The organism is Veillonella sp. S13054-11 (genome assembly GCF_002959795.1).
Classification (GTDB): Bacteria; Bacillota; Negativicutes; order Veillonellales; family Veillonellaceae; genus Veillonella; species Veillonella parvula_E.
Genome location: NZ_PPCY01000005.1, coordinates 31637 through 57541, shown reverse-complemented (window position 1 = coordinate 57541; position 25905 = coordinate 31637). Strand labels below are relative to the sequence as shown.

The 25905-nt window shown below is 39.8% G+C and carries 18 protein-coding genes; 16 read left to right on the top strand and 2 right to left on the bottom strand.

The genetic code is table 11. From position 1 onward, the window contains the following. Nucleotides 1-27: 27 nt before the first annotated feature. The 16 genes from VPHSUH08_RS05580 (at nt 28) to VPHSUH08_RS05505 (ending at nt 24390) form a co-directional block, all read left to right on the top strand. Nucleotides 28-6459, top strand: coding sequence for a hemagglutinin repeat-containing protein (locus VPHSUH08_RS05580; RefSeq protein WP_105086985.1), 6432 nt, complete (start codon nt 28-30; stop codon nt 6457-6459). A 14-nt stretch (nt 6460-6473) separates the two neighbouring features. Beyond that, nucleotides 6474-7364 (top strand): immunity protein YezG family protein, encoded by an 891-nt coding sequence (locus VPHSUH08_RS05575; protein ID WP_105086984.1) that lies wholly within the window; start codon nt 6474-6476, stop codon nt 7362-7364. Nucleotides 7365-7514: 150 nt separating this feature from the next. Then, a complete protein-coding gene (locus VPHSUH08_RS05570; RefSeq protein ID WP_105086983.1) occupies nt 7515-8282 on the top strand; it encodes a M48 family metallopeptidase in 768 nt (255 codons plus the stop codon). Nucleotides 8283-8294: 12 nt separating this feature from the next. Next, a complete protein-coding gene (locus tag VPHSUH08_RS05565; RefSeq protein WP_105086982.1) occupies nt 8295-11702 on the top strand; it encodes a DNA polymerase III subunit alpha in 3408 nt (1135 codons plus the stop codon). A 199-nt stretch (nt 11703-11901) separates the two neighbouring features. After that, nucleotides 11902-13650 carry a pyruvate kinase gene (gene pyk / locus VPHSUH08_RS05560; protein ID WP_105086981.1) on the top strand — a complete coding sequence of 583 codons (1749 nt, stop codon included), beginning with the start codon at nt 11902-11904 and terminating at the stop codon, nt 13648-13650. Between the two features lie 35 nt (nt 13651-13685). Beyond that, entirely contained in the window at nt 13686-14429 is a 744-nt protein-coding gene (locus VPHSUH08_RS05555; protein WP_105086980.1) for a Bax inhibitor-1/YccA family protein, read from the top strand. 13 nt (nt 14430-14442) lie between these two features. Beyond that, nucleotides 14443-15354, top strand: a complete 912-nt coding sequence (locus VPHSUH08_RS05550; RefSeq protein WP_105086979.1) for a LysR family transcriptional regulator — start codon at nt 14443-14445, stop codon at nt 15352-15354. 388 nt (nt 15355-15742) lie between these two features. Beyond that, nucleotides 15743-17146 carry a DASS family sodium-coupled anion symporter gene (locus VPHSUH08_RS05545; protein ID WP_012864718.1) on the top strand — a complete coding sequence of 468 codons (1404 nt, stop codon included), beginning with the start codon at nt 15743-15745 and terminating at the stop codon, nt 17144-17146. A 123-nt stretch (nt 17147-17269) separates the two neighbouring features. Beyond that, entirely contained in the window at nt 17270-17539 is a 270-nt protein-coding gene (gene citD / locus VPHSUH08_RS05540) for a citrate lyase acyl carrier protein (protein WP_004696923.1), read from the top strand. Continuing rightward, complete coding sequence (locus tag VPHSUH08_RS05535) at nt 17539-18504, top strand: CoA ester lyase (protein ID WP_004695279.1); 966 nt, start codon at nt 17539-17541, stop codon at nt 18502-18504. Before citD ends, VPHSUH08_RS05535 begins: the two co-directional genes overlap by 1 nt. Further along, on the top strand, nt 18494-20041 hold the full coding sequence (gene citF / locus VPHSUH08_RS05530) for a citrate lyase subunit alpha (protein ID WP_005385631.1): 1548 nt from the start codon (nt 18494-18496) through the stop codon (nt 20039-20041). The genes VPHSUH08_RS05535 and citF overlap by 11 nt, the downstream gene beginning before the upstream one ends. Before the next feature lie 249 nt (nt 20042-20290). Further along, nucleotides 20291-20794, top strand: coding sequence for a hypothetical protein (locus tag VPHSUH08_RS05525; RefSeq protein WP_024064552.1), 504 nt, complete (start codon nt 20291-20293; stop codon nt 20792-20794). A 16-nt stretch (nt 20795-20810) separates the two neighbouring features. Continuing rightward, the gene (locus VPHSUH08_RS05520; protein ID WP_024061617.1) at nt 20811-21686 is read left to right on the top strand and encodes a DUF4261 domain-containing protein; all 876 of its coding nucleotides are present in this window, start codon (nt 20811-20813) and stop codon (nt 21684-21686) included. 28 nt (nt 21687-21714) lie between these two features. Next, complete coding sequence (locus VPHSUH08_RS05515; RefSeq protein ID WP_105086978.1) at nt 21715-22071, top strand: cupin domain-containing protein; 357 nt, start codon at nt 21715-21717, stop codon at nt 22069-22071. Nucleotides 22072-22312: 241 nt separating this feature from the next. Then, entirely contained in the window at nt 22313-23626 is a 1314-nt protein-coding gene (locus VPHSUH08_RS05510; protein ID WP_105086977.1) for an MFS transporter, read from the top strand. Nucleotides 23627-23772: 146 nt separating this feature from the next. Next, nucleotides 23773-24390, top strand: a complete 618-nt coding sequence (locus VPHSUH08_RS05505) for an SAP domain-containing protein (protein WP_105086976.1) — start codon at nt 23773-23775, stop codon at nt 24388-24390. Nucleotides 24391-24539: 149 nt separating this feature from the next. On the opposite strand, the gene VPHSUH08_RS05500 is transcribed toward VPHSUH08_RS05505, so the two are convergent. Together VPHSUH08_RS05500 and VPHSUH08_RS05495 are read right to left on the bottom strand one after the other, a co-directional pair. Beyond that, nucleotides 24540-24968, bottom strand: coding sequence for a hypothetical protein (locus VPHSUH08_RS05500; RefSeq protein ID WP_038125714.1), 429 nt, complete (start codon nt 24966-24968; stop codon nt 24540-24542). Continuing rightward, nucleotides 24968-25891 (bottom strand): LysR family transcriptional regulator, encoded by a 924-nt coding sequence (locus tag VPHSUH08_RS05495; RefSeq protein ID WP_008602616.1) that lies wholly within the window; start codon nt 25889-25891, stop codon nt 24968-24970. Before VPHSUH08_RS05495 ends, VPHSUH08_RS05500 begins: the two co-directional genes overlap by 1 nt. Nucleotides 25892-25905 lie beyond the last annotated feature (14 nt).

Sequence of the window (25905 nt, the reverse complement as noted above, 5' to 3'; positions counted from 1 at the left end):
TAAATGAGAGAGTATAAGGAAAGAATAATGAAAATTAAACAGTATACAGCAACCGCATTGTGTGCAGCCTTATTAGTTACAAATTCTGGACCGTGGATTCCGCTAGCAGTGGCACAATCTATTGTACCGAATCAAGGAAAAATGGGTCCAACTATGGATGAAGCCCCTAATGGAACGCCCATTGTCAATATTAATAAACCGAATGCTAATGGTTTATCTCACAATCAATATGATATGTTTAATGTAGATGACAAAGGGGTTATTCTAAATAACTCAAGGAGACCTGTATCTACAGAACTAGCTGGCTATGTGATGGGGAATCCTAACTTGAGAGGTGCTGCAGCTAAGACGATTTTAAATGAAGTAACTGGAACGGGTGCGACTGCTATGAATGGTGCCTTAGAGGTAGCAGGTCGTAAGGCACATGTTATCATTGCTAACCCAAATGGGATTGCTGTTAATAATGGGACATTTATTAATACTAGTGCGGCTACTCTGACAACAGGAAACCCTATTATTACAGACGGAACTATTGCTGGATATGATGTAAAGCAAGGTACTGTGACGGTATCTGGACAAGGTCTCGATGCATCGCGTACATCTCGTACAGATATTTTGGCTGAAGCGGTACAGCTCAACGGCAAGGTATGGTCTGATGAAAGCCATGTGGTAACCGGTAAAAATACAGTATCTGTCGATGGTAGTGGTAAGGTAACTAATGTTACGAAGACCAGTAACTCAGAACAGGTAGGTCTTGACGTTTCTCAAATCGGTGGTATGTATGCGAATAGCATGTACTTAGTAGGAACCAATGATGGTTTTGGCGTGAATAATAAAGGGATTCTTTCCGCACAGAATCATATTTCTGTAGACAGTACCGGCAAGGTACAAAATAGTGGGACTGTGGTGGCGCCGGATATAAGCATTAGTGCAAAAGGCTTTACACAAGTCGGTAAGGCTAAATTCTATGCTGATTCGGCACGTATTTCAGCAGATGCTTTCACACAAACCGGTAATGCTGTTACGAAAGATGCACCGGTACTCATCGCACGTAATAATTTAGCGGTGGCTACCAATACAATAAAAAATACGAATGGTAGTGTGCTGAAGTCTGAGGGTGTGTTACAGCTAGGAAAGACGATGGATTATAACGGCGCTATAGCCGGCAAGATGGATGCGTTGACTAATGTGGCGGCTACTATCGAGGCCGGTCAGCAGGGAGTGATTCTTGCAAAATCCATTGCTAATACAAATGGTGGTATTACGTTGAAACGGGCTACTACAGGAACTACGGAGCATATTAAAAATGAAGTGGCACCGGCAGGCAGTATCAAACGATATCAGCTATCTGAGGAACGTATTTATGATCATGATGATCCAATTCCACAAGATAAGATTGTAGTTCACTCTTCTGAAAATTTACAATTGTCTATTAATGGAGAGCATCATGATAGCTGGACGAAATATGAATATGATCGTACACGAGTAAAAGAAGTAGTGGATACTTCCAAACCAGGGCGTATTATTTCGGGTGGTAACTTACAGATTGAAGCAGACGTTGTTACTAATGATGCTAGCCAAATCAGTGCAGCGGGTACATTGGCTGGTAAAATCGGGCATTATGAAGCGCTTAATCCGAAAGGAAATGAATATATTAGTGAGAATGGGACTGCTACTGGTTATAGTCGCCATAAACATCATGGATGGGATTCCACGAATATTCGTGAGGCGGAGTATCATAATGATATAGTGCAACCGATAGATATACCGGTAGCTGTTTATGGTAGCAATATAGCGAACAGCACGACAGGTGCTACGGTAGATACGTCGGTATTGACGTCTATGAGTCAGTTATCTACAAATCCAAATACATCCTATGCGATGGAAACAGATCCGAATTTTACCAATCGAAGAACCTTCTTATCTTCTGATTATGTCATCAATCGTTTACAACTCAATCCTATGCGTACACAAAAACGATTAGGTGATGGTTACTACGAACAACAATTGGTAATGCAGGCTATTTTACGTCAAACAGGTAAAAGTAGACTACAGGCAGGACTTACAGAAGAAGAGCAGTACCGTAAATTAATGGATGCAGGTCTTACCGTGATGAAGTCTAAATCGATGATGCTCGGACAAGGATTAACTGAATCGGAGCAACAGCAATTGACAGAAGATGTGGTAATGCTTGTTAGTCAACCGGTAGTATTGCCGAACGGTAAGACTGAAACCTTACTCGTGCCAACATTATATTTGGCGCCGACCACACAACGTGTTGAGGGGGCTGCGAATATGCAGGCTCAATCGATTAATTTGCAGGTAGGCACGATGCATAATCGCGGTAGCATAGTGGCGGATGATGCGATAACTGTACATGGTAATACGATACACAATGATAACGGACTGATTAAAGGTCGCACAACAATAGTGGTGGCGGATACCGATGTTCGTAATACACAAGGCACGATAGAAGGCCGTGATCGTACAACTGTATATGCTAAGAATGATGTGATAAATGAGGGCGGTACGATTAAGCAAACCGATGAAAAAGGAAAGCTTGTCGTAGCGGCAGATCGTGATGTTATCAATAAGGGCGTTAAGTATGAAGCCAGCAATAGTAAGGTTGTATGGAATAGTGCCAATAGCCGTCGTGAAACAGTAACTGCTGTAGATCAAGGTCAAATTACGGCGAAAGGCGATGCTGTAGTTACAGCAGGTCGTGATGTTGCTATGCAGGGTGGTAAAGTGACTTCCGATAAGGATGTTGCTCTAGTAGCTGGACGTCAGGTAAACATGCGGTCTATGACAGCGAATCATGAATTAGAGGAACATCGCTATGACAAAGGAAAATCCGGTGGTGGTCATTCTCAGACTACAGAAACACATGATGTAGTGAATGAAGTAACCACTGTAGGCAGCAGTGTGGAAGGTAACAATGTAACTGTGGCTGCTAATACTGATGTAGCACTTAGTGGTAGTGAAATTTTGGCAGCTGATAAGGTACAGGTGGAAGGTCAGAATGTAAAACTTGATACGGCATCGGCAACAAGTACCGTTGACCATGTGTATAAGGACAAGAAGAAAAGTTTAGTTAAACGGGAACATACGGATGCAACCGGTGTAGCACAAGTGACGGCTGTAACAGGTTCTGTTGTGAGTGGCAAAGACGTTGTGATTAAATCTGGTCATGATGTGACAGGACAATCCGCTAAACTGATGGGTGAAAAAAGCGTTCAAGTGACGGCAGCTGGTAAGGTTGAACTCGGTGCAGATAAGAATGTAACGAAAGAAACGAGTACATATCGTCATAAAACTTCAGGTTTAATGGGAAGTGGTATCGGATTTACTATTGGTACAGAAAAACGAAATATAGATGATACCAATCGTGAAGAGGAAACCGTACGTAATACTATTGCTAGTACGAAGGGCAATGTAAACATTATGGCAAATGATACGGTACATCTTACTAGTGCCGATGTAGTAAGTAAAACCGGTACTACAATTGAGGGCGCTGCAGTGACCCTTGATGGTAATACTGATACGCAACATATGACACATGATGATCGCTATAAAAAGTCCGGCTTAACGGTGGCATTAGGTGGTGCATTAGCTGATAGTGTAACGAATGCAACGCGAACTATTAAACAAGCTGGAGGCCGTGATGATAAACGTTTGACAGCACTTGAACTTAATGAAGCTCGTAAACAGTTACAAGACGGATATGAAGCTGTAGATAGTGCTTTACATGGAGCTAAAATACGAGATGCAGTGACTGGTAAAGTTGAGAAAGTAAATGGTAAAGCTAAACGAGGTCCTAAAAATATTGATAATGCTATTAATTTATCTGTATCAATTGGTAGCACATCACAGAAACAAGGTCAAACTGTAGATACCGCAACTTATAAGGGTGGCTCTGTTATTAGTGATGGCGATGTTCGTATAACGGCTCATGATGCTAAGAAAAATGGTATTACCCTTACTGGTGAAAGCGTATCTGCTCAATCTATTAGTTTGGCTAGCGCTAGCGATATCAATATAGAGGCTGGTAAGAGTACAGTAGATGTGAAAAATGACTATAAGAGTTCTGGTTGGAGTGCAGGTGCGAGTATTAGTTTAACTGGTGGTGGACTTCTCGATATTAATGCGAGTGCTCATATGGCTCGTCAAAATGGGGATACCCATCAAGAAAGTTATGTACCAACTAAGATTAAAGCAGTCGAATTAGCACAGCTTAAAGCAAAACGAGATACAAATATTATTGGTTCCACTGTATCTGGTAAAAAGGTAGAAGTAGATGCAGGTCGTGATTTACATATTCAAAGCTTACAAGATGTAGATAACTTTAAAGAACATAGTAAATCTGCTGGATTCTCTGTATCCTCGAAACCTAATTTCAAAGATCCAACTGGTAGCATAAATGCTAGCGTAGGTCGAATTGATAGTAAATGGAAAAGCGTAACTCAACAAGCTGGTATTTATGCTGGAGAAGAGGGCTACAACCTTGATGTAGGTAACAGTACTACATTAGAAGGTGCTGTTATTAAAAGTAACGCTCCGAAAACTAAGAATAAATTGAGCACAAAATCTCTTGAGATGAAGGACATCCAAAACGAAGCCGAGTATACATATAGCAACAATGGTATTGGCTATAACTACTATGGTAGTAAAAAGAAACTCGAAGAGATGAAGACCAATGATAAAAAAGGTTATGATAAAATTTATAACAATATAGGCCTAGTTCCAAACTTAGGCGTAGGATCTAAAGGTAAAGCGAGCTCTACTACTCAATCTGCTATTTCTGATGGTATACTAACTGTAGATGGTAAAGAAATTGATACCAAGACCGTTAATACTAATACTGAAAATACATTACATCAATTAGATAAGATTTTCGATAAAAAGAAAATTGAAGAACGTCAGGAATTAGCTCGTCTATTCTCTAAAAATGCATTCGAACAACTACATAATTGGCAACCAACAACTAAGGATGGCAAAGTCGCTAAGTCCATTGCTCATGGTGTAATAGGTGAGTTGGCAGCTCGTATGGCTGGTAATGCACCTGGTAGTGGTTTTAAAGCTACTATGACAAATGAGCTGTTAATTGGTGAAATTAAGAAAGTGGCTAAACATGATCCAGCATTAGCACAATGGTTGAGTGCTGCAGTAGGTGGTGTAGTTAACAGCGTAAGTGGTGATTCTTTAAATGCTGGGGCTGCAGTATCAATTTATGCTACTAAATGGAATGAATTTCAGTATGAACCTGAATTATTTGATCAGTTAAATTTGATTAAAAAAAATAATTACATTGTATCAATAGATGGAAAGTCTTTCGACCTTAGAAATATGAAAAATGGTGCTTATTATGTTATTTCTGTAAAAGATAAGATAACGAATAGGTATAAAAATATTGCTATTGATAATAAATTACAGATGTTTGATATTGTATATAAGGATGGTGGAACTACATCAGGATTAATAGGTTATCATTTTTCGATATTAGATATAGGTAAGAGTTATGAGCCAGAGACTTATAAAAAATTAGATTTAGTTAATTCAAATAGTAATCTACAGTCTCTTGGTAAGAAACGTACATTTAAAATAACTGACTATGATGGTAGTTTAAATTCACCGATAGATGATTCTAAGGTTTTAAAAAATCGGCTTTTAAAATTTTGGTATTCAACTAAGAACTTTTTTAGTGGATTATTTAATAAAAATCAATACGGTGAAGATTCTTTGACAGCTGGATATAGGCGTGCGTTACAAGGAAAGTCATATGGTTATACTCCTAAATGGAATTGGGAAACTGGAGAATATTCTATAATGGAAAATCCTATTGTAGAATCATTTCTTTCTGGTTCAGAAGTTTTAAATGCTCAAAACATAGGGATTAGTACGCATGCTGAAGATATAGATCTTAATGGTCGTGGCTTTGGGGGTAAGAGTATACTAAGAGGGTTTATAAAAAGAGAGCCGTCAAAACAAGTTTTAAACCGAATTACAGATGGAACTCATATGGAGGTCGTTGATGGTATTAAAGTATTAAAGCCTAGTATTGTTTATCTAAAAAATGGTTATACATATTATACTGATGCCGATAGAAATATAACAAAGGTATCTGGCATAATAGAGTTAAATGATGCTAAACGCATACCTAGCGCACAAAAGGCTATAGTAGAGCAAACGGGTAGACCGGGTGAGGATCATGGAGGACATTTAATTGCAAAGATATTTAATGGCTCTGGTGATATAGATAATTTGGTTGCTATGGATAGAGTAGTAAATCAAAGTGAATATAGAAGAGTTGAAAATGCAATAAAAAAAGCTGTCATGGAAGGAAATGTTGTGTCTGTAGAAATTGAGGTTATTAGAAATGGTAGTAAACGACCATCTGAATTTAAGTTCTCCTATAGTATAAATGGAGAGCTTGCTGCTAAACGTACTATTTCGAATTAATTATAGGAGTAGAAATGAATACATATATTAATAAAATAAGAGATTTACTTATTGATTGTATGCCTGAACATTGGTATAAGGCTTATTTATATTTTGATAGTACGGAAACCGGCACAATGACTTCAGCATATTATTATGTAAAGACTCCAGCAGGGTCAATAATTAATTATGGTGATTTATTATACAATTGTAGTACTGAAAAAGTAAATTCTATTAATAATAATATGGATGAGATTTTAGTAAATGTGCGTTTATTACATAATGTATCTGTTGAGCCATGGACATGGGGAACGATGTATATTTCACGAGATGACTATGAACCCCATTGTGAATTTCATAATGATCGCGTAACTGATGAGTATTGGCTTCAAAATATACATAAGTGGAGATATCAGAATTTTGGTGTTCTGGCTAGAGAAGATGAATTTGAGCCGGATGTATATAAAGAAATGCTAAAAGGTCCTCGCGGTGTTTTATTATTGGAGGATATGGAATCTCGTGTATTAGCAAAAAATTATACTGCCATAGATAAGGCCTTTAGATTAGAACATAAGAGTTTGGAAGATGAGCTCGAGAAACATTATAATAAAGTGGCAAAACATATATTTAAATTAACGCCTCTAAATTGGTATCGTGCTAAATTACATTTTGAGATGAATGTTGATAATCCTTCTGTAGAGATTTTTGTTTATAAAAGTGCGGATGACTCATGTATTATAAAGTATGGAGAAAATAATACAGAAGAACCTGCTGTTATTTCGGAAATTATGTATGATTTAAAGAATGAAGTTTTATCGATGATTGAGACTTTCAAATTCTATAATCAAAATCCGTTCTCTGGGTTAATATTTATATTAACAGCTAATGGTGAGGTATCTTTAGAATTATCTTACTCAAATCAGTAGTTTAGTATTACATACTATTATAATGACACCTATACTACCCACAAGGGCTTGGTATAGGTGTCATTTTTATATTACAAAATAATAAAATATCAGTATTAATTAAAATCTAAGCAATTCTATCAAAATCATCAGCTTTCTACGTTTTTATGAGTGTTTTATGATAAAATAAAAGGTATGAATACTTCAACAACTAGGTCTATTACCTATAATGGTGACAGAATTGAATATGAGTTAACCATCAAGCGTGTGAAGAACATGAACATGCGCATTACAAAGGATGGTGTGATCCATGTGTCGGCGAATGGGTATGTGCCGGATTATAGGGTGGACAAGTTTGTCATTGAGAATATGCCCTTCATTGAGCGGGCTCGTTACAAGATTGATGCATTGAATGCCAAGCGCGTCGATGCATTGCAGTATGTGAATGGTGAAAGCTTATCAATACTCGGTATTCCCGTTACGTTGCGCCTAGTTGAGCAGGATGGAAAGCCTCACATCGGTTTTGACGGAAAAGCCATTCTTACCATGGTTGTACCTCGTGGTACGACATTTGAAGCTAAACATAAATTAATGCAAAGTTATTGGCGTAATTTAGGGGAGAAGGTCTTTGTCCATTGGGCAAAGGTCGTGTATCAGCGCTTTCACAAGCAAGGTATTGATGTGCCTATGCCAATCATAAAACAGCAGCGAATGAAGAGTCGTTGGGGTTCTTGTACGCCTGCAAAGCAGCTCGTCAAGATGAACACCCGTTTGTTAGAGGGACCACAGGCGTATATTGAGTACGTTATGGTTCATGAGTTTGCTCATTTTAAATATTTAGACCATTCCAAGAACTTTCACAATCTAGTGGCGCAGTTTTTGCCAGATTGGAAGGCTCGTAAGAAGTCATTGAACGTGTATTTTGCTCATCGCCCTTAAAGGAGGTGTACCATGCAGCCATTTGTACATTTACATAGTCATACAGAGTTTAGTTTGCTAGATGGCATCAGTCGTTTGCCTGACATGGTACGTCGTGCGAAGGAGTTAAATCAGCCGGCCCTTGCCATTACAGATCACGGCAATATGTACGCAGCTATTTATTTCTATAAAGAGTGTATAGCCCAAGGCGTTAAGCCTATCATCGGTTGTGAAGTGTATGTAACGGAAAACAATCGATTTGATCGTCCAGAAGGTCGTAGCCGTGAAAGACTAAAACATCTTATCTTGTTGGCTGAGACCATGGAAGGGTATCGTAATCTTGTTAAAATTGTATCGAAAGCGTCTACAGAAGGCATGTTATATCGCCCACGTGCAGACCGCGATCTATTGCGTCAATATAGCAAGGGGATTATTGCCCTTAGTGCTTGTATTCAAGGGGAAATTCCTCAGTATATCTTGCAAGACAATATGGAAGGCGCTAAGCGTTCCATCGAATGGTATATTGAGACGTACGGTAAGGATAATTTCTTCTTAGAAATTCAAAATCATGGCTTGCCAGAGGAGGCAAAGGCCCAAGAGGAGCTCATTAAGCTCAGTAAGGAATACGGTCTTGGCATCGTAGCGTCTAATGACTTCCACTATGTCTTAAAAGAGGATGCAGACGCTCAGGATATTAAGGTTTGTATTTCTACAGGCCGCCGCCGTGCCGAAGTGGACCGCTTAAAGTTCCCTAATGATGAGTTCTATTTGAAATCCGGGGATGAGATGGCGCAGTTGTTCTCTCATATTCCTGGGGCCATTGAAAACACATTAAAAATTGCAGAGCGCTGTAACGTAGAATTCAACTTCGACGAACATCACTTGCCTCACTTTGATGTGCCCGAAGGGGAAACGTCTAAAACGTATTTACGTAAGGTTTGTGAACGAGAAATTCCACGCCTTTATGGTGAAACGTCTGAAGAGTTACAAAAGCGTCTCGACTACGAGTTAGATGTTATCGGTACGATGGGGTTTGAGGATTACTTCCTCATCGTGTGGGATTATGTGCGGTATGCCCGTGAGCACGATATCTTAGTAGGACCAGGCCGTGGTTCTGCGGCAGGTTCTGTAGTAGCGTACCTTTTAGGTATTACAGGTCTTGATCCATTAAAATACGATTTGCTTTTTGAACGGTTCTTAAATCCAGAGCGGGTAAGCATGCCTGATATCGATATTGACTTCTGCTATGAAAAACGTGGTCAAGCCATTGAATATGTAACGCGAAAATACGGACAGGAGCGTGTATCCCAGATTATTACGTTCGGTACAGAGGCGGCTCGTGCCGTAATTCGTGACGTAGGTCGCGTGCTCGACTTACCTCTGGCTGAAGTGAACCGCATCGCTAAGATGATTCCCAACGAACTGGGGATTACCTTAGATAAGGCTCTACAAGGAAAAGAGCTAAAAGCTTTATACGAAACCGATCCAAATGTAAAAGAGTTATTCGACTTTGGTAAAAAGCTAGAAGGGATAGCGCGAAATTCGTCCACGCATGCGGCGGGCGTCGTAATTTCTGCAGATCCTCTCGATGACCATGTGCCGGTACAAAATGCCAACGATGAAGGCTTTGTAACGCAGTATGATAAGGATAATATCGAGGAATTGGGCCTCCTAAAAATGGACTTCTTGGGCCTCCGTACTTTGACGGTTATGGGGGATGCTTTAAAACTCATCAAGGCGAACCGTGGTATTGACCTAGACTTAGACGCCATTCCGCTCGATGATGCGGCGGCTTGTGAGCTTCTCACCAAGGGTGACACATCTGGTGTATTCCAACTTGAGTCGGAAGGTATCACTAAGCTCGTTATGGACCTTAAGCCTGAGCATTTTGAAGACTTAATTCCATTGGTAGCCTTGTATCGTCCAGGCCCATTAGGCTCTGGGATGGTGGCGGACTTTATCGACCGCCGTCATGGTAAAAAAGAGGTTACTTATTTACATCCTATTTTGGAACCTATCTTGAAAGATACCTTTGGTGTAATCTTATACCAAGAACAGGTTATGCAGATTGCGTCCGCCATGGGGGGCTTCTCCCTTGGTCAAGCGGATTTGATGCGCCGTGCCATGGGTAAGAAAAAGGAATCTGTTCTAAAGGCGCAACGGGAGTCCTTTATTCAAGGCTCCGTAGCAAACGGTATTACTGAATCCGTTGCGAATGAAGTATTCGACTTGCTCGTATACTTCGCTGGCTACGGCTTTAATAAATCACATAGTGCGGCTTATGCGTATATCGCGTACCAGACAGCGTACTTGAAAGCGCACTATTTCCCGGAATTTATGGCGGCTACCATGACGAGCTTCATGCAGAATATGCAAAAGTTAACGTATTACATTAACTCTTGCAAGAAGCATAACGTTAAGGTTCTAGGTCCAGATATTAACTATTCTGAACGCAGTTTTGCCGTACAAGACGACGCCATTCGCTTTGGCCTTGGCGGTATTAAGAACGTAGGGGACAATGCTATTGATCGCTTGATTCGCGAGCGCAATGAGCATGGTCTGTATACGGATATCGTGGACTTCTGCAAACGGGTGGATAATAGGGTTGTTAATAAACGACTTCTTGAAAGTCTCATTCGCTGCGGCGCCATGGATGGCTTCAAGGAAAATCGTAACCAATTGTTGCACATGTATGAAAGCGCACAAGCCGTTGGTGCTAAAGAGCAAAAAGATGCTGCTATGGGTACCATGAACCTCTTTGGCGATATGGAAGAATCTGTCGATTTCATCCCTGTTCCCAATGTGGAGGATTTATCGGAAGACGATAAGTTAAAGGATGAAAAAGAATATACCGGCTTTTACATTACGGGGCATCCATTGCAAGGATATGCGAAAGAATTGGAAGGTCTCTTTGAACTGGGTGCTCTCGTAGAAAATCCAGAGCAATACGATGGCCAAACCATTACCTTTGGTGGCCTCATCGAAAATAAATCGGATCGCATGACAAAGCGCAATGAGGTTATGTCCATTCTTCGCATCGAAGATTATTCTGGTGCGGCTAATGTAGTGGCATTCCCTAAGGTCTTTAGTCAAAGTCAGCAATTCCTTGCGGTCGATATGATTGTTAAGGTAAAAGGCCGGGTTGATGCGGATGAAAAGGGTGTGCAAATCATTGCAGACCGTATTACGCCATTAAAGGTAAACTATGGGCAGGCAAAACAGGTGGCAATCCACATTTATAGCCAATATGATACACCAGAAAATAGCGAAGCCTTAAAACGCGTATTGACTAGCACCGCTGGCTCTGTGCCAACGTCGTTATATTTACACCGTCAACGAAAACGCATTAATTTACCACCAAATATGTGCTTTGACCCTAGTGATGAATCTATCAGGGCTATTGAATCTATTCTAGGCGAGGGCTCCGTAGAGGTACAGTAAACATATAATGTTAACACAAGTATGTGCGACATATAATGAGCATATATAGGTGTAACATGTAATAAGCATATACTTGATACATAAGTATATAAATGGTGTAGAGAAACATATGTTGCGTGAGGCATAGATAGCTTTCACCAACATTGATATAATAAGAAATGAAAGATCCAATCTTGGAGGTGCTTTCATAGGAGGAAAGATGAAACGTACAAAGATCGTATGTACTGTAGGTCCGGGAACGGATAAATTTGGTATCTTAGAAGATATGATGCGGGCGGGCATGAACGTAGCTCGTTTTAACTTCTCCCACGGATCCCATGAAGAGCAAGCAGAACGCATGCAAATGGTGCGCGATGCGGCGATGATTGTGAATAAACCAATCGCATTAATGCTCGATACAAAAGGTCCAGAGGTACGTCTTGGTCTATTTAAAGAGGGCAAGGTATTTCTCGAAGCCGGTCAACAATTTACGTTGACTACAGATGATGTGGAAGGTACAAAAGAGCTTAGCTCCGTGAACTACAAAGGTCTTACAGGCGATGTGTCCGTAGGGGATAAAGTCCTCTTGGCTGATGGGCTTGTAACACTTGTTATCGATGCTATCGAAGGTAATAATATCGTTACAACTGTTCAAAACAGCGGGGAAATCGGTAACCGCAAGCGTGTAGCCGTACCAGGTATAGCACTAAGCTTGCCACCCGTATCTGAACAGGATGAAGCAGACTTGCGCTTTGGTTGTCAACAAGGGGTAGACTTTGTGGCCGCATCCTTCATGCAACGCGGCAAAGACATTGTGGCTATTCGTCGCATTCTTGAGTCTGAGAAAAAAGACATAAAGATTATCGCGAAAATTGAAAATGCAGAAGGCGTTAAAAATATCGATGAAATCTTGGAAGTTGCGGATGGACTCATGGTTGCTCGTGGCGATCTCGGTGTAGAAATTCCTGCAGAAGAGGTGCCAGTACTTCAAAAGATGATGATTGAAAAATGTAATGACTTGGGGAAACCCGTTATTACGGCGACACAAATGCTCGAGTCTATGATTCAAAACCCACGTCCTACACGTGCGGAAGCAAGTGACGTAGCCAACGCCATTTTGGATGGTACTGATGCGATTATGTTGTCTGGCGAAACAGCCAATGGTTCCTATCCTGTAGAAGCTGTTGCAACCATGACTCGCATTGCAGAGGTAACGGAGAAGGCTGCAATTTATGATAGCTATAGCCGCGCTCGTGAGGATGAAGAAATGACTACCACAAGCGCCGTATGTTTGGCTAGCGTGCGCGTAGCTCAAAACCTCGGGGCCACAGCTATTTTGACATGTACTGAATCTGGTCATACCGCACTCAGTGTGGCTCGTCATCGTCCAGATTGTAAAATCATCGCTGTTACACCTCATGAGGAAACTATTCGTCGCATGCAATTATGCTGGGGCGTAGAGGCTATCAAGGGGCATGAAATCATTAACTCCGATGAAATGGTTAAACAAGCTATTACCGGTGCTCTCGGCACTGGCGCCATCGAGTCTGGTGACCTCGTAGTTGTTACTGCTGGGGTACCATCTGGTGCAACAGGTACGACCAATATGATTCGCGTTCATATTGCAGGTCGAGTGCTCCTGTCTGGTAATGGTATTTTACGCAAATCCGTTACAGGTAATGTGTATATTGCTGCTAATCATAAGGACAATTATGAAAGCTTCAAAGACGGCGATATCCTAGTAGTAGGTACAATGGAGCCTGAATTGATGGCCATTGCCAAACGCGCTGGCGGTATCATCGCAGTAGAAGATGGTTATACATCGGACAGTGCTATCGCGGGCATTACGTATGGTATTCCTGTTATCTTAGGCGCTAAAAATGCCCACGAAGTGCTCCTCGAAGGTCAAGAAGTGACTATCGATGGAGAACGTGGTAAGGTATTTGCGGGCATTGCCAATGCTCGATAATCGCTATAAGTGATAATTAAATAAGGAGGAATAGTATGAATCCATATAATGTAACAGGACCTACTGCAGCTGAGGTTGCACAGGTTGAAAGTATCGTATCCCAACGATTAAAAGGCTCTTTCTTGTGGATGGTTGTAGGTTTGCTTACAACCATCGGTGTTGGCTTTGCCGCATTAGCAAATCCAAACTGGTTACGTTTTGCGTATCAAAACTTTAATATTATTTTATTAGTAGAGCTTGGTGTGGTATTCCTATTTAGTGCTCGTGCATATTCTGCTAATATAATGACGTTACGTGGTATGTTCTTCCTCTATAGTGCTTTGAATGGTCTCACATTGACCTTGGTATCTTTGCGATATGATGTGTTTGATGTAGTTATTCCGGCGTTAATAGGTACTCTTGCTTTCTTCATTGGCTTTGCAGTGGTAGGGGCTACAACTAAGCGTAATTTATCATCCCTTACACCATATGTGATGGCGGCATTGTTCGGCATGATCATCGTATCCTTGGTGATGATGGGGGCCCGCTTCTTTAACTGGACTGTACTCAGTGGCTTTAGTGATACTGTTAGTTTGGTTCTAGGTTATGTAGGTGTTGTAGTGTTCTCTATCTTTACAGCTATCGATGTGAACCGCATTAAAAATAATGTGACACAAGTGGCGCTCATGGAGGATGAAACAATTTTAGACCGCATTGAAATCACAGGCGCTTTGAGCCTATACTTAGATTTCATTAACTTATTCTTATCCTTATTACGCATCTTTGGTAATAAGCGATAACAAAGGAGTTTGTATGGACGATAGAGAATGGCAAACCTTTGTTACTGTTGTGGATGAAGGCAATATTACAAGGGCTGCTGAAAAATTATTTTTATCGCAACCAGCGTTGAGCTATCGGTTGCGCCATATGGAAAAAGCCTTGAGCCATTCTCTGTTGTTGCGGACTGCTGAAGGGATTGCCCTCACGGCACAAGGCGAAATTTTCTATGATTACTGCAAGCGAATGATGCAAGAACAAGAGGCCTTGGAGAATGCTATGAATTCCGCTTCTGGCAAGATTCAAGGGACATTGAAAATCGCGTCATCTATTAACTTTGCAGACTATGAATTACCAGCCTTATTGAGATCTTTCCGAGAACAATATCCAGATGTTCACATTCAAGTGAAGACTGCTTTCAGCCATCAAGTGGTAAAGATGTTTAATACCGGTGACTGTATGGTCGCCTTTGCTCGTGGTGGTTATGATGTGTCTGGCAAGTCTGAATTGTTACTAGCAGAACCATATTGTTTAGTATATAAAGAATTAGTGCCACCTGAATCCTTGGTAAAAGTACCATTCATTAAATATCAAACAGATGCATCGGTGGCAAATATTATCGAAACTTGGTGTGCAGAACATTTTGATGAGCCTCCAAGTGTGGCGATGGATGTAAACTCTATGAGTACTTGTCGCCATTTTGTTCGTGCTGGCCTTGGTTGGTCTATCTTGACCTATATGGGACTTGGATCCTGTAAGGATAAAGATATCTATGTGAGTCCATTGCGTAGCAAAGATGGTGAATACATCACCCGTGATACTAATATGGTGTACACAAAAGATGCGGAAAACTTGGTTGTGGTAAAAACATTTATCGAATATGTTCGCAATTACTACAAAGAACATACCGTGGTGGATGACAGTATATTTAGAGAATATAAAGCATAGGATGCATTATAATAGAGTATATCTATGAGATTTTCTAACTGTTTATCCATGCTGTTTCAGTATTGGACTTTTTCGATATAATAACTCATAATATAGATTAAGAGCAATATAGTACCATGTAAGTGCATGTATATCCCCTTTGGGGAGGTATACATGCATTTTTTTCATTTTGGGATGTGTTTCTATGCTTAAAATGCATAAAAAGTATGATTAGTAGATATAAAAGTTTTTATAACCCCTATAAAGGTAATCTATTTTTCATATTACTTTTAAACATTTATAATGAGGGTAGACTTAATCAATGTAATCGACGTCGCGAGCGGTTATGTTGTTAAAGACTAGATGATTTTATGTATGCCTAAGTTAGTTAAGAAAGGGAAAGACACACATGAAAGACAAATTATGGCGCATTGGCCTTATGGTTGCCATCGTCGCATTTATGTGGTTCGGTGGCACACCTGAAGGCCTCAAACCAGAAGTATGGAAATTATTTGGTATTTATTTAGCTACTATCGTGGGCTTGGTATTAAAACCATTCCCAGTTCCTATTACAGTATTATTAGGTGTTGCTACATCTTCTGTTTTATTGAACAATACAAAAGACGTATTGGTTGGTTACAGTAATACAGCATTGTGGTTGATCTTCGCAGCCTTCGCTTTATCCGTTGCATTCGGTAAAACTGGCCTTGGTCACCGCATTGCGTACTACTTGGTTCGCGCTTTTGGTAGTACAACACTTCGTCTTGGTTATGTAACTGCATTCCTTGATATGATCTTATCTCCTGCAACACCATCCAACACAGCTCGTGCGGCAGGTATCGTATATCCAATCAACTTGTCCATCGCTGAAGCAGTTGGTTCTTACCCAGGTGAGACTGCTAAAAAAGCAGGTGCTTACCTCTTGCAGAATGGTTACTTTGCAACTAAAGTAACATCCTTCTTCTTTGCGACAGCAATGGCGCCAAACTTATTGGCTTTAGACTTCATTACTAAATTGACTGGTGTAACTTTAAACTGGGCTCAATGGGCATTAGCTATGTTCGTACCTGGTTTCATCATGTTAATGCTTATCCCACTTATTGGCTACATGTATGAACGTCCAAGTGTAAAAGACATCGACAACAAGAAAATTGCTGCTGACGGTTTGGCGGAATTAGGACCTATGAAAGCGTCCGAAAAAGGTCTTATCGCTATTGCACTTCTTGCAATCGTAGGCTGGATTCTTCCTACTTTTGATGTTACTCTTAATGCAACAGCAGTTGCTATCGTAGCGATGCTTGCTACATTCGTATTTGGTATTATTACTTGGGATGATTTGCTCAAAACTAAAGCTGCTTGGAACACATTGATTTGGTTTGGTGGTATCTTGGGCTTATCCTCTGCATTGACTAAAGGTAAATTCTTCGAATGGTTGGCTAAATACTTAGAAACTCACATGAACTTCGGTTTAGATCCATTCATGATGCTTATCCTTATCTCCATTGTTTCCGTTGCGGTTCGTTACTTCTTCGCATCTGGTACTGCATACATCTCCGCGATGCTTCCAGTATTCTTGATTTTAGGTGTTAACGCAGGCGTGGATCCTACATTACTTGCTTTCATCTTGATCGGCACAAACTCCTATGGTGGTTCCGTAACTCACTACGGTGCTGCTCCTGGTCCAATCATCTTCTCCGCTGGTTACAACAACGTAAAAGATTGGTGGACAGTTGGTTTGATTTCCGCTTTAGTATGTTTAGTATTGAACTACGTAATCGGTATCCCTTGGTGGAAAATCACTGGTTTCATGTAATATGAAGCTTTCACTATGGAGTGTTAGAATTTAATTGTTAGTATTCAATGTCTGTACTGGGCTCTCGCGACGAGCCTGTACAGACTTGAACTTTATATATGTTTCACAACGAAAGGATGCAACATGGCACAATTAGTAAAAGCTGCGCAAGCTGGCTTCGACGAAAAAAATGATGCATTAGTAACGGTTGAACCGATTGCTAGCGGTATCGAAATTGAATTAACATCCAAAGTTATCCGCCAATACGGCGACCAAATTAAATCCGTTATCTTGAACACAGTGAAAGAAGCTGGTTATGATGGCGTAAAAGTAATCGTACAAGATAAAAATGCTTGGGATTACACAATTAAAGCTCGCGTATTAGGTGCATTGGAAAGGGGGAGCAAAGCATAATGGCTAACGATAAAACATTCCCAGAAGTTAAAACTAACCCATTAACAGAGGCTGCTAAAAAACGCTTGTCTCGTTCCATGATGTTCGTACCGGGTAATACACCTAAAATGATTAACAGTGCAGATATTCACGGTGCTGACTCCATCATGATCGATATCGAAGATTCCGTGCCAATTACAGAAAAAGACACAGCTCGTCTTTTAACTGCAGAAGCATTGAAATCCCGTAAATTCCGTGCAGAAACAGTTGTTCGTATCAACCATCCTACACAAACTCCTTATGGCTATGACGATCTTGATGTTATCGTTCCAGCTAAACCTGATATGATTCGTTTACCTAAAACTGAAGATGTTTCTGAAGTTGAAATCGTAGCGAAGAAGATTGAAGAAGTGGAAAAAGCTAACGGTTGGCCGGAAGGTACAATCAACATTATCGTGGCTATTGAATCCGTCCGCGGCTTATATAATGTTCGTGAAATCTGCCATGGTCCTCGCGTAGTTGCTATCGCTCTTGGCGCTGAAGACTATCGTGCAGACCTTCGCACAGGTAAACATAAACCAGCTGTTGAATTGTTGTTCGCTCGTCAAACAATCCTTCATGCGGCGCGTGAAGCAGGTATCCGCGTAATCGATACTGTATTCTCCGACGTGAAAGACCCACAAGGCTTCCGCGAAGAAGTTGAATTCATTAAAGCTTTGGGCTATGATGGCAAATCTTGTATCCACCCAAGCCAAATCAAAATTATCCACGAAGTATTCACTCCTGACGAAAAAGAAATCGCTCATTCCGTTAAGGTATTGAACAGCTATGCAGATGCATTGCGCAACAATAAAGGCGTAATCTCCGTAGATGGTAAAATGATCGATGGTCCTATCGTAGTTCGTGCACAACGCGTAGTTGATAAAGCACGTGCAGCAGGCATTAAAGTTGAATTAGAGGAAGGAGCAGAATACGATGTTAAATAAAGTAGGTCGCGATATCCCAACAAATATCCCAGCACTAGAAGGTCGCGAAGTATATCAAGGTGAATTCGCAATCGAACCTAAAGCTCATCGCGCAGGTAAACCTGTACACATGAGCCGTGTTGGTACAAATAAAGTACTTGCTTCTATCGATGAAGCAATCGAAAAGGTTGGCGTAAAAGATGGCATGACATTGTCCTTCCATCATCATTTGCGTAACGGTGACTATGTAATGAAAATGGTTATGGAACGCGTACAAGCAAAAGGTATCAAAGATATTACTATCGCATCTTCTTCCTTGTCCCCATGCCATGAATTCTTGGTAGAAATGATTCAAGATGGTACTGTAACAGCTATCGAAACATCTGGCTTGCGCGATCGTCTTGGTAAATTCTTAACTCAAAACCCAGGCGTATTGAAACGCCCTGTAGTGATTCGTTCTCATGGTGGTCGTGCTCGTGCTATCGAATCTGGCGAAGTTCATATCGACGTAGCTTTTATGGGTGCTCCTACAGCTGATCCACGTGGTAATGCTACTGGTCGTATGGGTAAATCCGCATGTGGTGCACTTGGCTATGCTAAAGTTGACTCTCACTATGCAGACAAAACTGTTATCATCACTGATAATTTGGTTGATTATGTACACAACTATGCAATTCCTCAAACTGATGTAGATTATGTTGTTGAGGTTGAAAGCATTGGTGATCCAGAAGGTATCGCTTCTGGTGCGGTAGGTTTCACTAAAAACCCTATCCAAATTAAAATTGCTGAACTAGCTGGTGAATTCCTTGACCAAGCAGGCATCATTAAAGATGGTTTCGTATTTCAATTGGGCGCTGGCGGTGCTCCATTGACAGTTGCAAAATTCATCGCTGAAAAACTTCGCAAACGCGGTGAAGTAGGTGGCTTCGCTATCGGTGGTGCTACTGGTATCTTGACTGGTATGCTTGAAGAAGGCTTGATTCGTGCAATTTACGATACTCAAACATTCGATACAACTGCAGCAGCTTCTTTAGATAAAAACCCTGCACACATCGAAATGTCCGCTTCCATGTATGCTAACCCATGGACTGACTGCACTACAAACTACCTAGACGTAGTATTCCTTGGTGCTACTGAAATCGACCTTGATTTCAACGTAAACGTAATGACTGACTCTAACGGTGTATTGATGGGCGCTTCTGGCGGTCACTCCGATACAGCAGCAGGTGCTAAATGTACAGTTATTACTTGTCCATTGATCCGTGGTCGTTTGCCAATGATCCGTGACAAAGTTGCAACTGTAATTACACCAGGCTCCTCCGTTGATGTACTTGTTACTGAATACGGTATTGCAATCAACCCAGCTCGTACTGATTTGATTGAACGCTTCAAAGATAGCAACTTGCCTATCTACACAATTGAAGAATTACAACAATTAGCATTCGACTTGGTAGGTAAACCACAAGATATCCCTGTATCCGACAAAGACGAAGACATCGTGGCAATCGTAGAATACCGCGATGGTTCTATCCTTGACGTGGTTCGTAAACCTCTATAATTGAGTAGGGGTTGGAGTCCGGTAGAGTCCGTTTGGGTTTCGCTGTCAACTCACCATCCCATGCTAGTAAGTTAATACAAAGACCCGCTCCATGAGTTCGAGGACCATGAAGCGGGTCTTTTTGAATTTATGCGTTGTTTTATTATTAACTTCAAAGATAGAAATAAAGTCTAATGTGGCAAATATGGTACATGATTATAGTTATACTTTTACTATAAGAAGATTGGAGACTTTTAGGAGGTAGTTTTTATGTATCGTTGTATTGCCAATTTAGAGATTGATCTAGATGGGTTAGGTGAGTTTTATGGTGAAATAGGCGAATATGAAATACTAAATATGTACCAAATAATATCAGCGTGGTTACAGGATGATTTAGATGGGCCTAATCCAGAAAATACAGTATTCGGTGTATCAGAGTATGCCTTAAACTGGATGTCTGTATTGCCTGGAGATATTTCTTATCGTAACCTATTTGATATGGGGAGTTGTAAGGTTGGTAATCGTTATGAAAGTATTGATTATTTATATGCAAAATTTCTACAAACATTAGAGAATAGTAAACAGCTTGAACCTGAATATGAATCCCTATGTTTAAATCATATAAACGTGATGTCACAGTATATAGAAATTACTCTAACCTGTAGTCAAAATATAGACTTTATATTATTTATAAAACATTGGTTACGTAATTGTAGTACTTATAAACATCCGATATACTATAGGATAAAGGATGCATTTTATATTACGCTTTAACTATAGGAGAGAGCATATGAGCCAAGTTTTTAAACAAGATTTAACAGATACTTCAGTCCGACCAGGTGGTATTTTTTTCGTTGAGTTATTAATGCCGAAGCAGTGTGATATGCCTGATCGGGATACAATGATAGAGATATTTACGAAGCATCTAGGACCTGTTGATTGTTTTGATCACCGTCGTGAGTCTGCTGGTTTTGCTCCTCAGAATTATAAGGTGCATTACGAGGATACTGATGCAGATATTTCACCGACGTTAATGGTGACGGATTGTGAGAAAATCGATAAGCCTGTATTAGATGATTTTGAACGTAGTCAGGTGTGGGATTGTCCCAATGTGGATGAGTTGTTGACAGAGTGTCAATACAGGGTGTTTGCTACGGATATGTTAGCCTCTGGTTTAGAGGCTAAAGAACGGGCCGATATGCTAGTGAAATATGTAGATGCACTGTTGGAGCTATATCCATCTTGTAAAGCTGTTGTATTTGGTCCATCTCGTAAGTTCTTAAGTCGTGAATCGATTGAAAATCATTCAGATAAAGCGGTAACTCGTTTTATTTATTATGCTGTAAATGTACGTTATTTTAGTATTCAAGGTACCAATGATATGATGGTAGATTCTGTGGGTATGAGTACATTATTTTTACCTGATTTACAGTATCACTTTCACGGTGTAGATCCTAATCATGTAGTATTTCATGCTTATAATGTGTTGAATTATATTTTCGAACATGATAATCTAATAGGTGATGGGGGAACCATTGCGGGGTTACAAAATGGCGAGATGAATCAGGATATTCAGTGGAAAGTACAATATGAGGATTCTCTAAGTCACCCGGTTCGAGAGGTTCTAGATATTAATATGCGAGAATATGCATCGGGCACTCGTTAGTTATTAATCGATGAAAGGTGTGAGCATTATGAATGATCAACGTGTTTTTGATATGGAACTTGTGAAAGTTGAAAGTTTGGAGAACGCTGTTAAGACGCCATTTTATCAAACTGATTCTACAGGTGGTTCAGTATGGGTTATTAAACCTGGTCAAATCTTACCAAAACATTATCATCATCACTCTGATGATATATGGGTTATATTGCAAGGCAAGGGTGTATTTTATCCAACGCCTAATACAGAGGTGCCTTTTACAAAGGGGCAAGTTATAGTATCTAAAAAGGGTGAATGTCATGGTGCAAAAAATACTGGAACGGAAGATATTGTCTTTGTGAGTATCGTTGCTCCAGTGCCTGCTGATTATGATCCTGTTAAGACTAATTAATATGAAAGCACTTTATAGTATTTTCTTCTCTTGTGATAGAGATAGATTCATACTATAAAGTGCTTTTTTATTTTATACAGTCATTTCTAGCGAATATACCTTTTCTATTTTATATGTCATTATTTTGGTTTTACTATTCCTATTTGTTATTTCTATACTCTATAAAATTCCATTGACAGAGGACGTTTGTTCTTTTAAGATGGTAAAGTATGTAATATTTTAATAAGTAGAAAGGAATTATATGAACTCATCTACACTAGAGCCTCAAAGTGGGGATATCAATTTCAGAGATTTTACGAAACGTCGTATGCTTCACGTAGTCTTACCATTGTTTATTGTTTCTATTATTGCCTTCCTGGATCGCGTTAACATTGCTTATGCAGGCTTGACTATGAAGGAGAATTTACCATGGTTGACGCCAGAAGTATTTGGTATGGGGGCAGGCATTTTCTTTATTGGTTATGTTTTGTTTGAAGTGCCTGCATCTTTAATTGCAGCTCGTTGTAATGCTATGCATTGGGTGGCGCGTATCATGTTTAGTTGGGGGCTCGTATGTATTCTTATGACGACGATGACCACTGAGTTGGAATTTTATGTTTATCGATTTTTACTTGGTCTATGTGAGGCTTCTTTATATCCTGTAATTTATTCATTACTCATTCCAAATTGGTTCTTGCCAAAGGAGCGAGCGAAGGCAATCTCCTTGATGTTGACATCTTTATTGTTCTCTAACATCATTGGTGGGCCATTGGCAGGTATTTTATTGGATACAACGTTCTTTGGTCTACATGGTTGGCGTACACTCTTTATCGTTGAAGCTATTCCTGCTGTGATCTTTGCGTTCATTTTCGCATTCTGGATGAAAGAGCGTCCTGAACATGCATCTTGGGTAACTGATGTAGAAAAGGTATATATTAAAGCCGAGCTTGAAAAAGAAGAGCAACAAAAGCAAGCCGTAAAGAAATATACTATTTGGCAAGCGTTAAAAGACCCAAAAGTATTGCGTTTAGCGTTAATCTATTTCTTGTGGGTTATTGGTTTCTGGGGCTTTAGTTTTTGGATGCCTCAAGTTCTTAAAAGCTTATCTGGATGGCCACCAAGTGTGGTAGCGTGGTCTATTGCTATTCCAATGACAGCAGCCTTACTTGTACAAATATACTGTGGTTACTCTTCTGAAAAGCGCAATGAAAAACGTTGGCACGTTGCTACTACATTGTTCATTGGTACTATTGGTTTCTTAGCAACACCACACAGTCCATCTCCAGAAGTTAGCTTATTCTTTATATGCTTAACTGCAGTAGGTGTTTACGGTGGTATGGGTGTATGGTGGACCATGCCAACAACCTTCTTATCTGGCGCTGCTGCAGCGGGGGCGATGGGACTCATTAACTCTTCAGGTAACATGGGGGGCTGGGTAGGTCCTTATATGCTTGGATTCATCAATGGTCACACTGGTAGCTTTGCTTATGGTTACTATGTAATGGGGGCTTGTATGTTCCTTGCTGGTCTATTAATTTTGACACTTCCAAAATCTATGGAGCATAAAGAGGATTAAGTAGAGCTATATTATAGATAACTAGATTATAGACAACTTAATAGGAAAATATTTAACGAATGCTTCAATGGTGTGATTTTGGATACTATTCAATTTTATGTTACAATTTACAAAATAGTATTATTTAAACTTGAGGAGGCAGAATATTGAAAGAGTGTAGACCTAAGTTTGATGAAATTACATCGTTTGATGAATTTAAAAAATATTATTGGTATCGTGATGAACTTTCACAAATATGTAAATCATTAGGATTAGAATATAGGGGAACAAAACAAGAACTCAATTATATTATTGAGCAGTACTTTAAAGGCGATTTAATTAAAAAATCATCAATAAAAAATAGAAGAAAGCAAGTGAAGAATATTACTTTAGATACGCCATTACTTGAATGTAATTTTTCTTTTAATACGAAGTTTAGAGAATATTTCTCTGCTTTAATAGGTGTTTCACGATTTAAGTTTAATGCTGATATGGCTACTGCTTGGAGAAAAGTAAAAAGTGAAAAAAATATAAGCTTTACCATTGGAGATTTGCTGAAAGTATATTATGGTGAATCAGATTATGCAAAGTATGACAATTCGGTTTGTCAATGGAATCAATTTTTTAAGGATTTTTGTGCAGACGAATGTAGTGGCAATTATTCGAATAAATTAAAAGTAGCATCTATTATTTGGAAAGAAGTTAGAGATTCAAAAAATGAAAAAATTTATTCAAAGGAGCTTTTAAGTGAATATGCATATAAATTAGAAGCGTATCGCAAGTAGAAGCAACTTGTCGTTGCAGAGATGTATGGCAAAACTAGCAATTAAATCTATAATAGAATAACGATAAAAGCACCTTATATCCTATGAGAAGAGTCATTTGTGATGACTTTTGTAGGTATGTAAGGTGCTTTTATTTATTCCTGATTTCTTTATTGATTTTGTTTTGTTACATCAGGCACTTTCCCAGGATTCATATCGAGGTTTAGATCTGTGGATTTGAATGGGCGTGGGTTTGCCTCTGGTGGTTGTACTTTGAGCTCTGGATGCAACCATTGCAGTTGTTTTAGTTCCCAGTCGTACTTGGCACCGTCATTTTGTAGTTGACGAATATCTTTTAGGATTTCGTCTAGTTGATCACTATGCTTATTAGCCATCCCTTCAAGAATGTAAAGACGACCTGCTACACTGTCGATGGTAGAGCCATCGTGGTCTTCATCGACACGCCATTGTAATTCAGAGATTTGTATTTGCTGGAATATGATAACGATAACCAGCACAATGATAACGCCCCACATGGGAGCTTCTTTAGCTTTCAAAAGGGCTCGCAATTTAGATGCGAGCCCAGATGGTTTGTTCATTATTGACGATCCTCGAGTTGTAATCCAGGTAATGGTAATTTGGAGTTTACGAAGTCTAACCACAAGCGAGAAGCGTGGGAGAGGTAATGACCTTTTTTCCAAATTACATAAAGGGTATGAATAATTTCAGGTACGAGAGGTCTTACGACAACCTTAGAACCAACCTCCGTATTTTCACCTACCTCAGGGCAGAGGCGAGATGGTAATAATGCGATAGCAAGGTTTGCACTAACCGTTTGTAACATGAGATCACGTTGGCTCGTTTCAAACACGATATGCGGTTGGAAGCCGGTGTGTTTACAAGCTTTGATGATTTCATCATGTAAGTTGAAATCGTCTTTATGCAATACAAAGGATTCATCAGCTAGCATTTCTAGGCGAATTTCTTTTTCTTTTGCTAAAGGGCTAGATTTTGGAATGATAACGGACAGTGGGTCACTCGTAAGGTAGAAAGATTCAAATTCTTTAGGGTTTGGTTTAGTACAGATGATGCCAATATCAATTAAACCTTCCTGAACGCTGATCTCAACCTTTTTAGAACCTTGTTCGTAGAGTTCCAATTCGATTTGTGGATATACTTTTTTAAATTCACCTAATAACTGGGCAAAAATGGGAGCATCAGTAATTGGTGGAATACCAATTCTGATGGAACCTTGCTCCAAACGAAACTCGTTTTCAAAATCAGTTTTTAGATGTTCAAACATAAACACAACGCGTTTAGCGTGGGTTAAGAAGATGGTACCCCCATCAGTAAGTTCTACAGATTTAGCATTACGCATGAAGAGAACAACACCAAGTTCGTCTTCTAAAGCTTTAATTGTACGGCTGATTGCAGATTGGGAGATGTGTAAATTCCTTGCAGCCTTACTAAAGCTTTTTTGATCAGCTACTTCAACGAAGTATTTCAAATGATGAAAATCCATAATTAACCCCCTAA

Coding starts and splice junctions, on each gene's coding strand:
- VPHSUH08_RS05565 (WP_105086982.1), top strand. CDS start 8,295: ATGCAGCCATTTGTACATTTACATAGTCATACAGAGTTTAGTTTGCTA.
- VPHSUH08_RS05510 (WP_105086977.1), top strand. CDS start 22,313: ATGAACTCATCTACACTAGAGCCTCAAAGTGGGGATATCAATTTCAGA.
- VPHSUH08_RS05575 (WP_105086984.1), top strand. CDS start 6,474: ATGAATACATATATTAATAAAATAAGAGATTTACTTATTGATTGTATG.
- VPHSUH08_RS05495 (WP_008602616.1), bottom strand. CDS start 25,891: ATGGATTTTCATCATTTGAAATACTTCGTTGAAGTAGCTGATCAAAAA.
- VPHSUH08_RS05525 (WP_024064552.1), top strand. CDS start 20,291: ATGTATCGTTGTATTGCCAATTTAGAGATTGATCTAGATGGGTTAGGT.
- VPHSUH08_RS05580 (WP_105086985.1), top strand. CDS start 28: ATGAAAATTAAACAGTATACAGCAACCGCATTGTGTGCAGCCTTATTA.
- citD (WP_004696923.1), top strand. CDS start 17,270: ATGGCACAATTAGTAAAAGCTGCGCAAGCTGGCTTCGACGAAAAAAAT.
- VPHSUH08_RS05550 (WP_105086979.1), top strand. CDS start 14,443: ATGGACGATAGAGAATGGCAAACCTTTGTTACTGTTGTGGATGAAGGC.
- VPHSUH08_RS05545 (WP_012864718.1), top strand. CDS start 15,743: ATGAAAGACAAATTATGGCGCATTGGCCTTATGGTTGCCATCGTCGCA.
- pyk (WP_105086981.1), top strand. CDS start 11,902: ATGAAACGTACAAAGATCGTATGTACTGTAGGTCCGGGAACGGATAAA.
- VPHSUH08_RS05535 (WP_004695279.1), top strand. CDS start 17,539: ATGGCTAACGATAAAACATTCCCAGAAGTTAAAACTAACCCATTAACA.
- citF (WP_005385631.1), top strand. CDS start 18,494: ATGTTAAATAAAGTAGGTCGCGATATCCCAACAAATATCCCAGCACTA.
- VPHSUH08_RS05555 (WP_105086980.1), top strand. CDS start 13,686: ATGAATCCATATAATGTAACAGGACCTACTGCAGCTGAGGTTGCACAG.
- VPHSUH08_RS05500 (WP_038125714.1), bottom strand. CDS start 24,968: ATGAACAAACCATCTGGGCTCGCATCTAAATTGCGAGCCCTTTTGAAA.
- VPHSUH08_RS05515 (WP_105086978.1), top strand. CDS start 21,715: ATGAATGATCAACGTGTTTTTGATATGGAACTTGTGAAAGTTGAAAGT.
- VPHSUH08_RS05520 (WP_024061617.1), top strand. CDS start 20,811: ATGAGCCAAGTTTTTAAACAAGATTTAACAGATACTTCAGTCCGACCA.